Raw genomic sequence first — 11,952 nt, 5'->3', positions numbered from 1 at the left:
CTTTATGGATTCAAAATAGATTTGGCCGCGCGCAGGGCGAGTAAATAAGAGTCTGCGCCAAAGCCCATAATTCTCCCCTTTACCGTACCTGCAATATATGAGTGGTGCCGAAAATCCTCGCGCGCATAAACATTGGAAAGATGGACTTCAATTGACGGAATGGCAACAGCCTTTAAAGCGTCTAAAATCGCGACCGAGGTATGTGTATACGCTGCCGGATTGATAATGATGCAATGCGCCCACTCCGGCGCGGTCTGAATGGCTTCCACTATTTTACCTTCATGGTTTTCCTGGATAATTTTCAGACCCAACAAAAGTTCCTTGGCCGCTATTTCCATTCGCCGGTTCATCGCCTCAAGGTTTTCCGAACCATAGATATCCGGTTCACGTTTTCCAATCAGGTTTAAATTCGGACCATGTATCACGAGTATATTCGGCACTATTCCTCCTCGATCCGGTTTACCACAAATAATCCATCGGGTTAACTACGCGGCCGTTTTTATAAATTGTAAAATGCAGATGCGGTCCGGTGACCCTGCCTGTGGCCCCGGCCCGGCCGATCAACTGTCCCCGGCTGACCTGCCGGCCTCGGCTTACATGAATTTTGTTCAGATGACCATACAGAGTTTTGTAGCCATTACCGTGATCAATCTTAATATACGTTCCGATCGCACCGCCTTTACCTGCGGCAATGACTTTTCCTGCGGCTGCCGCGCCCACCCAGGTATTCATGGGGCAGGCAATGTCCACGCCATTATGAAATTTCGAAAAACCCAACACCGGGTGAATCCGGTTTCCAAAAAAGGAAGAATACCGTCCGGCCAGGGGCGAGCGAAACAAGGCGCGTTGATTGTACTGCTTTTGCATGTCCTCAGACAAATATCTCGGTTTGGCACCGGAGATAAACAACCACATGCCGGGGATAACACCCCATTGCGGATCAATCAGATTGGCCTCCAAAATGATCTCTTTGGTCACCGCATAGTCCAGTGCAATTGATGTCAATGTTTCCTCCGCACGCACGAGGTGTAATGACCCGCCGCGGGAAGGCAGCAACACCCGCTGGCGGACATAGCAGACTACCTTACCCAAATGAGGATTGCATCCCACAATGGAATCAATGGTATACCCATGTTGTTTGGCGATTTTCCAGTAATTATCCCCCCGCTGAATCGTATAAATATCAAAGGTTACAAAGTTAGGATTAGTAAACCGGGTATACTCTGCATAGAGGTCTTCAAGCTCTGATGCTTCCGGCGCAGCCATGCGCAGGCTATTTTCCAGTTGATCAAGAAAATCAACCAGATCAGGTATCAGATTAAAATCATTTCCGGAAAAAGCCTGAAGACGCTCAGGTGCAAAATAATGTCGAGCTGATTCCACTTGGGAAAGTGATGGGGCGGTTACAATTCCGGCCGGTTGCACCATTGCGGTTGCAATCGTAAAAACAAAGGCTGCGCCGGCAATACCAAAAAAAAGCATCCAGCGCATAGGCCGGAAAAAGATTAAAAATGAACGAATAAATATTTTTAAATTCATGAACGAATAGTAGCATGGAATAAAGACCGGGTCTAGATAAAAGTGTATTTTCAAAGCAGAAAAACACAATATTTGCCGGTACTAACAGTAAAACATACCATCCGTGGTATATAAATTTTATTGCCGGAAACGGTCATGACCGTTCCCTACTTCAATATAACCACCTTGCCCTTGCGTTCTTCACGAATGGTCTTGATAATATAAATATAAACACCGGAAGCGACATCCGCGCCATTCTCATTGGTCATATTCCAAACCACCCGGTTTCCCGGGTCATCCTTGACTATTTCTTTTACCTTCCTGCCGTCAACCGTGTAGAACCGGATCATAGCCCGGTCAGGCAGATTAAAAAGGATAATTTCCCCGCGCAAATTAACATCTCCCCGGTAGGGGTTGGGATACACAATGACATTGGATAAGTCCTCGGCTGCCAAATTCGGGGTTGAAGTCTGCGTAATGGTCGGTGACACTGTATAGGTTGGCGAGGCTGTGCTGGTCTGGGTAACCGTCATTGTCGGCGAAGCGGTCATTGTCAGGGTAATCGTCGGCGAAGGGGTTGCTGTATAGGTCACCGTTCGCGTTGGGGTTACCGTGATCGTGGGAGAATAGGTATTGGTCGGTGAAATCGTGGACGTCGGCGAAATGGTCGCTGTCAAGGTCTGGGTAAAGGTTACGGTCTGAGTGAATGTAGATGTAATTGTGGCTGAGGGGGTAAATGTCGATGTGATGGTTGATGTCGGACTGATCGTCACCGTTGGGGTTATACTGGGAGTTGGGGTTATGGTAGGCGAATTGACCGGCGTATCGGTTGGTGAAGGACTCGGGGTGGGTGTCTCGGTAAACCAAACATACTCATAAATTACATTATCATCAGAACTGACAAAAACAGAATTGATGCCGTCACTCTGCCGCCCCATACCCAATGCCATGCCGTTTAATACACCACCGGTATCACCCAGCGAGGCCGCGCTCCAACTGGTCCCATTCCACAAATACTCGTACGTTGTGCCGTTACCGAAACCTCCATAAACCCGGATCACGCCGTCATTGCGGCCATCCCCGATGGCAACACCATAACAAGCGATATCATTGATACCCGGACCGCCCATATTAATTTGGTCCCAGTCGCTCCCGTTCCGGCGGAATTCCTGTATCACACCGTCCCGGTCGCCGGCATAAATCGAATTGAGCGTATTACCATTGCGACCTGCACCGAGCGCCATGGCATAACCGTCATCAATGAGTGTGCCCATATCCACCTGGTCCCAGTCCGCACCATTATGGGTATACTCATAGACGTGAGTATCTCTACAGGCGCAATAAAGGCGGTTGGTCCCGTCATTGCGGCCATTGCCGATCACAGGTTCCCACATATCCCCGGATTCTGCAGCTGTAAACTCAGCATTATAGAACAAACCGTTCCAGTAATACTCAACAATTAAATTATCATCATTGCCGCCATAAAGGTAATGGGTTGCAGTATCGCGTCCCGGTCCAACCACCATCCGGTTGTAATTACTGGCGTCATCCGTGGTGGATGTCCGGCCCCAACCGGTGCCGTTATAATAAAACTCATGAATACGGTCATCCTCATTGCTGCCATAGATATATACCATACCATTATTCCGGCCGGAACCGACCGCCACTCCCATATAATTACTCACTGATGTATCCGCAATGGTATTATCTTCCCACCCGATTCCGTTCCAATAAAACTCGTGAATTTCATTATCATCACTTGCTCCATAGAGATACATGGTTGACGAACCGTTCCTACCGGCGGTTACGGTCACATCATTATAATCACTGAAACCGCTGCCAATGGTCACGGTCTGCCATACCGCTTCGGCAGCACTGCTAAAGAGGAAGATACTCAGAAAAAAAACAGAAACAACTCTTGAAAGTTTCAATGGCGGGCCTCACCTATATTTTTTCTTCTGCTCCAAGATAGCAAAATCACGATCTCAAGACCAGTCAAATCCCATTTATATCTCTTTCTCTAAACTATTTCACCACAGATTCCACAGATTTCCGCAGATTAAAAGCTTTAAAATGATTAAAAAATATGAAAATCAAAAACATGAAAAAATTTTATGTTTTTATAATCTGTGTGCATCTGTGCAATCTGTGGCTATGCTTTTTCTTTTATATTTTGATAGAGTTTTAAAGTGTAAATTTTTCGCCCAGATAAATTTCTTTGGCTTTTTTGCTGGTCGCCAGTTTTTTGGCGGACCCGGAAAGCAGAATCTTGCCCTCGTACAAAATATAGGCCCGGTCGGTAATGGAAAGCGTTTCGCGCACATTGTGATCCGTGATCATGATCCCAATCCCGCGTTTTTTCAGTTGCCGGATGATGTTTTGGATATCCAAAACCGCGATCGGATCAACCCCCACGAAGGGCTCATCCAGCAAAATAAACGCAGGATCAATCACCAGCGCACGGGTAATCTCCAAGCGGCGGCGCTCGCCGCCCGACAAGGTATACGCCTTTTGTTTACGCAGATGGGAAATATTTAATTCTTCCAGGAGTTTGGTGAGCCTTTTTCCCTGCTCCACTTTGCCCAGATTCTGGGTTTCTAAAATAGCCAGAAGATTTTCCTCCACCGTCAATTTCCGAAAAACAGACGACTCCTGCGAGAGATATGAAATCCCCAGGCGGGCACGTTTATACATCGGTTGATCCGTAATCTCAATCGTTTCATTCTCCGCATTTTTAAGCAAAATCCTTCCCATCTCCGGCTGAATCATACCGACCACCATATAAAATGTTGTGGTCTTGCCTGCGCCATTGGGTCCTAGCAGACCCACAATTTCTCCGCGCTTCACCTCCACATTCACTTCATTGACCACCCGTTTTTTCTTATATATTTTAACCAAATTATCCGTCAGTAAAGCATGCGGTCCTACCAACTCTTTCTTCAAAGCCGCTATTTTGGTTGTCATGGTTTTCTCTCCGTTACCTTCGCCTGCGCGGATTCGGGAAGCACAATGGCCTTGGCCGACCCTTCCACCTCATACACACGATCCTTGATATGCATGGTAATGAGTTCACCGGTAATTGTGTTGGTCCCCTGCAAAACCCGGGGATGTCTTGCTTGTTTGGCTTTTTCACCGGACAAAACCATCATCTTTTTCAGACGGTGATAGGTCATCGTATGGGCGGTCGCTGTCGTATCCTTGTAATGAACAATCACATGCCCGTCCGCGACAGCAGCGTCCTGGTTTTCATTCCAGCGCATACGGTCACAATACATTTTCAAGGTTTCACCCGCATCATCGTGGGACGTAATCGCAACTGTATCGCGCAATATCACATGGGTCATATCACGGTTGTAGTCCATTTCCCGGGCGGTTGCCGTCACCCCGCGGCCGTGATCAATTAACCGGACACCTTGACGGGCATACGCCATTCCCTTTTCAGACCGCACTTCCAAATAGGGTGAAAAAAGCCAGGCATCCACCTGATTCACGCATACCTTGCCCTTAAAAACCGTCACCCGGCCTTGCTCACGATATTGCATGCGGTCGGAAGTAATCCGGGCAGGCTGATCCAGATTCGGTTCCTGTAACCGTTCCTGTTTCGCCTGGACAACCTTCTTTTCCTGGCTTTTTTTCCGGGGAATTTGAACTTTGGTATCTTTGGTCAGCTCAACGATCTGCTGGGTCGCGCAGGCCGACATCAATAAACAGATGGTAATTATGGGTAAAAAACGATTAATACGCATGCTTACTCCCCGGTATTTTTTTCTTTCACAGCATTCTCCAGATCTTTGACTGATTCGATTTGAATATTCACATCGGAAAGCACCTCAATATGCTTGAGCTCGCTGTCTGAGCGAAGACCAACACCGGTTAAAACGCTGGTTTCACGCACAACCCTAACCGGCAAATCCGTATAAATTTTCTCATGTTCATGGTCCCAGTATAATTGGTCCGTATACAGACGGATACCTTCATGAGAAACCATGACAACATTTTTTTCAGCCCGCATATTATTCGTCCCGGTCTCAATGACGCCACGCTCAGCAGTCAAAGTGGACATAATCTTTTCTTGCCGCCAATAGACCACCTTGACATCCTGTGCTTTGGCCAAGTTAATTTTTTCAAATATTTGGGCGGACCGGGCCACAAACTCCCATTCAATTGTTTGCAGCTTCGTCGAGACCATACGAAAACCTTCAAAGAGCATGGTTGGTTCATCGTGTCCTGTAATGGCAGCCAAACGCACAGCCGGAGGTGCCTGACGGCAACCGGCAAAAATACAGAGCATACATAGCATGCAACATCCCGCTACAGATACAAACCACTTCTGCTGATCAGGCATCCGCCTCACCTTCCGGACGGCTTTTCCACCGCCTATGAAACCAAACCCATTGTTCCGGGAAAAGCCGGACATATTTTTCAATTGCCAGATTCCCGGCAAGTGCACAGGCTTGCAAATCTTTTTCTTCATTATCACTCACTTGAAAATCCAACGCCGGTTCGATGTAAATTTTATGCCGGCCATTGGCTTGGCGTGTGATAAAAACCGGCACGACCGGCGTCCCGATTTTCCTGGCCAGACGAAATATGCCTACCGGTGTTTTTGCCGGTTTGCCGTAAAAAGGTGCAAAGCGGGAATCCACGCCTGTATCCTGATCATTTAAAATTCCCAGCAACATATTGCGCCGCAGACTACGGATAATTTCACTGGTTACTTTGCTGCGTTTGATGACCTGGACGTTATGTTTTCCGCGAAATTCATTTAAAAGTGTATCCAACCGCTGATCATACAGCACCTGCGCAACCACTGCGGCCGGCCATCCCATATGATACATATAAACCGGTAAAATTTCCCAATTGCCCAGATGACCGGTCAGACACAAAACACCTTTACCTTTGGCCAGCGCGCTTTGCATATGTTCCGCACCCTCCACCCCTTCCACCAGCCGGATAATCCTGGCCGTGGTGTAAGAGAGCATTTCAAACAATTCCAGGGCATTTTGTCCCAGGTTCACGAAAACATCTCTAACCAAGCCGGACCGGACCGCAGTGGTCATATCCGGATAAGCCTGTTCGAAATTCTGCAAAGCCCGATTGCGTTCCTTGGGGACCCAGTCGTAAAAACGTGCGCCTAAAAACCGGCCGATTGCTTTGGCCAAGGGATGGGGGATAAGTGCCACCACGAAAATCATCCCCCGCAAAAATAAATAGATAAGGGTATTTTTAATTTTTTGCCGCATCACGTCTCAACAGTTGTTCCAAAACACGCGGCCAAATACCCTGGGCTTTTAACAGGCGTTCCACGACCTCACGGACCGCGCCCTGACCGCCCTGCCTTTTTGTAATAAAATGTGCCGCCGCCTTGACTTCCGGGGCCGCATTGGCGACTGCAATCGCAAGTCCGGCTTTTTCAAAAACAGGCATATCCAGCAAATCATCCCCCATGTATAACACCGCAGCAGGTTTCACTCCGGCCTGAAGACACAAAGCATCAAACGCCGTACCTTTTTGCTTTTTTCCCTGCATGACAAAAGAAACCCCGCATTCCTGCGCACGCAGGGTGACAACCTTGCTCTCCCGCGCAGAAAGAAATGCGGTCTGGAGACCTCCCAAGCGTGCCAATGCCAGACCCAACCCATCCGTAACAGCGAAACACTTACTCTCGTGACCTAAATTATCAATCACAATACCGCCATCCGTCAAAACACCATCGACATCCGCGACCAAAAACCGGATCGTCTTCAAACGTGCTGTCAATGCGGCCCGGGTCAGCATCAGACTACCCCGGCATCAAACAAATCAAGAAAATGCACGACACCAATCAACTGTTTTTGGGTATTCACAACCATTAAAACAAAAATCCGTTTATCCTGCATAACACGTACCGCTTTGATTGCAAGTTCATCCTCGCGCAGAACAATCGGCCGAGCCGTCATGACTTGACCGGCTTTATATTTAGTAAGCGACGTATCCTTACCCACCAAGCGACGCAGGTCACCATCTGTAAAAATCCCGACAAGTTTCCCTTTATTATCCACCACGCCGACACAGCCAAATCGTTTCCGGGTCATTTCATAAACTGCGCTTTCCAGGCCGGCCTGGCGTGCAACCTTCGGAATAGCGTTGCCCTTATGCATAATATCGCGGATTTTGATGAAGCGTTTGCCCAACTCCCCGCCCGGATGAAGCCTGGAAAAATCATCCGGTTTAAAACCACGACGGTTCATGAGGGTTACCGCCAACGCATCCCCCATGGCAAGGACCGCAGTCGTGCTGGCGGTCGGAGCCAATCCATGCGGACAGGCTTCCTCTTTGACATTGACATTGAGGGTCACATCAGCATTCCTCGCCAAAGAACTCTGTAAGTTACCGGTCATGGCAATTAAAAAAATACCCAGGCGCTTCATATAGGGTATGAGACGCACCAGCTCCCCGGTTTCGCCGGAATTGGAAATACCGATAACAACATCATGGGAAACCAACATCCCGAGATCTCCATGGATCGCTTCCGAGGCATGCATGAAAATGGACGGCGTTCCGGTCGAGGCCAGGGTGGCGGCAATTTTTTGGCCGATCACGCCTGATTTTCCCAACCCGCATACCACCACGCGTCCTTGGCAGGAAAATATTTTTTCAATAGCTTGTTCGAATTCGACACCGATCTGATTGACAAGGTTGGCGACAGCTTTGGCCTCGATTTTAAGCACACGTCGGGCGTCTTGGATAATCGGTGAGTTTGCGGTCTGACGGGTTGTCATTAATCCACGTAAAGAATGCGTGCGCAATTGTCGCAAAAAAGTAAAGAGCGGTATTTTCTCAATTCAATGCTTGCTTGCGGACGGATGGCAAGGCGGCAACCGGTGCAAATATCATTTTCAATTTTTGCCATGGCGCTGCCCGCTTTATTTTTAAGCAACCGCTTATAAAGATCCAGGTAATCGGGTTGGACTTTTGTCGCAACGGATTCCCATTGTGTTTTAAATGATTCGATTTCACTTTCCAAGTCCTTAATCCCCTTATGCTGTTCAGCCTGTTTGGCAGCCACCTGCTCTTCGCCCTCTTTGAGGGCCTCCTCCGCTTCTTTCAGCTTAAGTTTCATCTCATCTTCAGCCACCATCATTTCAATGATGCGCTCCTCTAAAAGCCCGGCATCCTGTTTTTTCTGAGAAATTTCTTTTTGCAACGTACTATAGGCTTCATTGGTTTTCACATCAAACAGCTGACCACCCAATTTTTGGGATTCTTCCTGTTTTTGTTTCACCGTCACTTCAGCTTCACGCCGGTCTTTCGTGATTGTTTCAATTTCCTGCTTGCGTTCATCCAACAAGAAACTCTGATGGGTCAGGGTTTTATCTTCATCCTTGATTTTGACATCAATGGCTTTGATCTGGGCGCGGCGTTGATTGAGCTTATCATCCACCTCCTGCAATTGCATCAAGGCGTGGAGCTGGATTTTTATCGTCTGAGTACTTTCTGACATCGTTTCGTCCATGAGGACGCCTCCTTTGATACGGTCCATTGCGACACGCTCCTGTTATTTCCGCAGATGAAACTTCGGAAAATAACTGTAACTTATTTGAAATAATATTCAAAAACGGAAAAAATGCCGTTATCGTAATTGGTAGGCGAAAAAGGACTCGAACCTTCGACTTCCACCATGTGAAGGTGGCACTCTAACCAACTGAGTTATCCGCCCAAAAATAAATCCCCGGTAAAAACATGCGCTTTTTGCTTCGCCGGCGCCAACCAAGGCTTCAAATTAGAGGGGAATGATACACTAAGAAAAGAATCATCGTCAAGGGTAAAAGATGTGATTATCGTGCCGGCGCGAACACGCTGGGCTGCACAGCGTCCCAAAAATAATAACACTTCCGGTCGGGGCATCAAGTATGGATATGAGCGGCCAAATTATATATATATATAATGCATATTAAGCCCGCAGATTTTTATCGTGCCATTTTAAGGAGTCGACTGACCTCCCAAAGGGCCAGCGGCCTGACCTGACCGGATTTAATCTGATCCAATAAAACCGGACCAAAAGAGAGACGATGCAGCCCCCGGACTTTACGCCCGAAATGCATGACCAAACGTCTTACTTCGCGGTATTTTCCTTCGCGCAGTGTAAAAAGGTAGGACCGGCCTGAAGCAGGAGTGTTGCTTTTCCGGACCTTCACCGGCAAACAGACTGTCCCTCCCTTTAAAACCAAGCCCTCTGACAAAGTTGTCAGCGCCTCTTGCGGCAGTGGTTTGTCCGTCACCACCTGATAAACGCGCGAAATTGCGTTCTCAGGATCCAACAGTTCCTGCGCACTTTTAAAATCATTGGTAAAAAGCAACAAACCGGTGCTGGCGCGGTCCAAACGCCCGACCGCTTCCACACGCGGGATACCCTTGGGCAACAAATCATACACAGTGCGCCGCCCCCAATCTTCCTTGCGTGTCGTGGTTGCTTCTGCCGGCTTGTTCATTGCCAGCCATAGATAGTCATCGGATTTCTTGCGCGACATTGCATCACTCCTGATGGATCGTATTCCAATGGATTGTAGCATAGTCGCTTGGATGTTCACAAAAAAGCCATGCTCCGGTGGAGGAAAACCTAATCCTTGTAACAGGTACAAATAAATTGATAGCTCCATTTGGTGGGCATAAGAACCAAAAAAAGACGGATAAAAAAAGCAGATATTTTTCCTATCACAGGATTACGTGAAACCGGCATTCTGGACTGCGGTAAATTGGGCTGAATCGCGACAATGCTAAGCCCTTCGTCGGCTAACAAAACCCGCCACTCTTTGAGTGATAAAAACAGTGACGCAGGATCGTCAAAAGGCGATATCGCATAACGATCTTCCTTTTTGCCGATAAACTCCGCATTCCCCAACACCAGGCAGGCACGGCCGCCCAGTTTAAGAATACGGTGAATTTCATGAAGTCCCTCTGACGGTTCGGGAAAATACTCAATCAAATCCATCGCCGTCACCAGATCAAACTGATTATCCTCAAAAGGAAGCTCGATTTCACTCCCCACGACAACCTTGGCTTCGGGGGCGGTTTTCTGACTGATTGCCGCAGCTTCCGGCGTATCTTCAATTCCGGTCGGGTCCAGACCCAGCTTCACAGCAGCCGAAAGAAGTTTGCCACTGCCTGAGCCTACATCAAGTAATGTCTCGCCTACCCGCGGTCTGAGCAGGTTTAATATTCTTGCATAATCCGGTTGGCGCTCAGACGCGACCTGCGCAAAATTCCCATCCAGCTTATCATCCCATGATCCAATACGTTCACCGGGTCTATGTATGCCTGGCATCGGTGCACCGCCTTCACTTTGTAATGAAGATAGCTTCGGCGCAAACCTTTCCGTAATGAAGCCCGGCTAAAAATAAAAATTCATTGCCATCCCGCAGTTTGTCTCTCAAACAAACTGTCCCCGGCTCAACCTGCTTCCAATAATGCTTTCCCACTCATGTCACGCAGTTAAAGCCGGAAAATTCACGATCGCCTATTAAAGCAAGACAGCCTTGACCTCGACATCTCCCACTGCCTGAAGATCCGCAGTCAGGTTGTTGACCACCTCCTGGCCTGGAGTGATTTTCAAAATAATCAAACCATCTTCGGCACAGCTGTCTCCAGCCGCCTCATGCATGCCAAGACGCATTTGAATGCTACAACCATGCTTGGTCAACACCTCTTGGATTTTAACTGCTTTTGAACTGCGGGCGGCGATTTTCACCAATACGAGTTGCATGGATAGTCCCCTTTCTTTCAGATGTCCAAATCAAACACGGTAGTGACGCGCATAAATACCGCCCGCGATAAAACCCCAGGCAGCATTGAAAAGCAAGACAAAAAGAAAGGTCAACATACCTTTGGAAAATCCAAAAATCCCGAGATGATGTGCAGGATAATAAATAAACAAAACATAGGCGCTCGGAAGCAGACTTAAAATCAGCCCGAGCAAGGCACCACGCGCCTTGAAAAAAGGCCCGACCAAAACCAACAGCAGGGCCCAAAGCGACCCTTTAAGAATTCTTTCCGCCAAATAGGGCCATGTCAAATTTAAAACGCTCATTTTTACAGAGAGCAACTCAAACAGCTGCCATTGATCACAGAGCCACGCTGTCAAGGCATAGGCCAATCCACCGAGCGCACCGGCCAGATAGGCAACTGCAAAGCGGCTGTAGATTTCACGCATAAGAACACCTCATTGTCGAGCGTCAGCGAGACAGCTCTGCTGCTCTGCTGCTCTAAAATTTTCGCTTTGCGAATACACTTCTAAAAACCGAACAGTAGAACAACAGAACAACAGAACAGCAGAACAGCAGAACAGCAGAACAGCAGAGCAGTAGAGCAGTAGAGCAGTAGACCGCAGCAGATATTGCTGATCTGCTTTCTGCTGCTCTAAAATTTTCGCTTTGCGAATACACTTTTAAAAACTGA

14 protein-coding genes and 1 tRNA gene are annotated in these 11,952 nt (G+C 48.0%); all 15 read right to left on the bottom strand.

Annotated features, from left to right (window positions below; all coding sequences use genetic code 11):
• Positions 1-2 precede the first annotated feature (2 nt).
• The 15 genes from aroQ to K8S19_00905 all read right to left on the bottom strand — a co-directional run bounded on the left by aroQ (position 3) and on the right by K8S19_00905 (position 11,707).
• Positions 3-425 carry a type II 3-dehydroquinate dehydratase gene (aroQ, locus tag K8S19_00975; GenBank protein ID MCD4812257.1) on the bottom strand — a complete coding sequence of 141 codons (423 nt, stop codon included), beginning with the start codon at positions 423-425 and terminating at the stop codon, positions 3-5.
• Positions 426-459: 34 nt separating this feature from the next.
• On the bottom strand, positions 460-1,539 hold the full coding sequence (locus K8S19_00970) for a M23 family metallopeptidase (protein ID MCD4812256.1): 1,080 nt from the start codon (positions 1,537-1,539) through the stop codon (positions 460-462).
• A 146-nt stretch (positions 1,540-1,685) separates the two neighbouring features.
• A complete protein-coding gene (locus K8S19_00965) occupies positions 1,686-3,449 on the bottom strand; it encodes a hypothetical protein (GenBank protein ID MCD4812255.1) in 1,764 nt (587 codons plus the stop codon).
• Between the two features lie 253 nt (positions 3,450-3,702).
• Positions 3,703-4,482 (bottom strand): LPS export ABC transporter ATP-binding protein, encoded by a 780-nt coding sequence (gene lptB / locus K8S19_00960; GenBank protein ID MCD4812254.1) that lies wholly within the window; start codon positions 4,480-4,482, stop codon positions 3,703-3,705.
• Positions 4,479-5,264 carry an LPS export ABC transporter periplasmic protein LptC gene (lptC, locus tag K8S19_00955; GenBank protein MCD4812253.1) on the bottom strand — a complete coding sequence of 262 codons (786 nt, stop codon included), beginning with the start codon at positions 5,262-5,264 and terminating at the stop codon, positions 4,479-4,481. The genes lptB and lptC (K8S19_00955) overlap by 4 nt, the downstream gene beginning before the upstream one ends.
• A gap of 2 nt (positions 5,265-5,266) precedes the next feature.
• On the bottom strand, positions 5,267-5,818 hold the full coding sequence (lptC, locus tag K8S19_00950; protein MCD4812252.1) for an LPS export ABC transporter periplasmic protein LptC: 552 nt from the start codon (positions 5,816-5,818) through the stop codon (positions 5,267-5,269).
• 37 nt (positions 5,819-5,855) lie between these two features.
• The gene (locus K8S19_00945) at positions 5,856-6,704 is read right to left on the bottom strand and encodes a lysophospholipid acyltransferase family protein (GenBank protein MCD4812251.1); all 849 of its coding nucleotides are present in this window, start codon (positions 6,702-6,704) and stop codon (positions 5,856-5,858) included.
• A 40-nt stretch (positions 6,705-6,744) separates the two neighbouring features.
• Complete coding sequence (locus K8S19_00940) at positions 6,745-7,296, bottom strand: HAD hydrolase family protein (protein ID MCD4812250.1); 552 nt, start codon at positions 7,294-7,296, stop codon at positions 6,745-6,747.
• Complete coding sequence (locus tag K8S19_00935) at positions 7,296-8,279, bottom strand: KpsF/GutQ family sugar-phosphate isomerase (protein MCD4812249.1); 984 nt, start codon at positions 8,277-8,279, stop codon at positions 7,296-7,298. The genes K8S19_00940 and K8S19_00935 overlap by 1 nt, the downstream gene beginning before the upstream one ends.
• On the bottom strand, positions 8,279-9,013 hold the full coding sequence (locus K8S19_00930; GenBank protein MCD4812248.1) for a hypothetical protein: 735 nt from the start codon (positions 9,011-9,013) through the stop codon (positions 8,279-8,281). Before K8S19_00930 ends, K8S19_00935 begins: the two co-directional genes overlap by 1 nt.
• Positions 9,014-9,140: 127 nt before the next feature.
• Positions 9,141-9,217, bottom strand: a tRNA-Val gene (locus K8S19_00925).
• A 250-nt stretch (positions 9,218-9,467) separates the two neighbouring features.
• On the bottom strand, positions 9,468-10,028 hold the full coding sequence (locus K8S19_00920; GenBank protein MCD4812247.1) for a pseudouridine synthase: 561 nt from the start codon (positions 10,026-10,028) through the stop codon (positions 9,468-9,470).
• Positions 10,029-10,117: 89 nt separating this feature from the next.
• Positions 10,118-10,822, bottom strand: coding sequence for a class I SAM-dependent methyltransferase (locus K8S19_00915; protein ID MCD4812246.1), 705 nt, complete (start codon positions 10,820-10,822; stop codon positions 10,118-10,120).
• A 195-nt stretch (positions 10,823-11,017) separates the two neighbouring features.
• Positions 11,018-11,260, bottom strand: coding sequence for a hypothetical protein (locus K8S19_00910; protein ID MCD4812245.1), 243 nt, complete (start codon positions 11,258-11,260; stop codon positions 11,018-11,020).
• Between the two features lie 30 nt (positions 11,261-11,290).
• Positions 11,291-11,707 (bottom strand): hypothetical protein, encoded by a 417-nt coding sequence (locus K8S19_00905; GenBank protein MCD4812244.1) that lies wholly within the window; start codon positions 11,705-11,707, stop codon positions 11,291-11,293.
• Positions 11,708-11,952: the final 245 nt, after the last annotated feature.

It is taken from the genome of bacterium (assembly GCA_021108215.1).
In the GTDB taxonomy this organism is placed as follows: domain Bacteria; phylum Oederibacteriota; class JAAXVQ01; order JAAXVQ01; family JAUVAV01; genus JAIORK01.
Note: the sequence above shows the minus strand (reverse complement) of the source record. Positions and strands in the feature narration are given on the sequence as shown.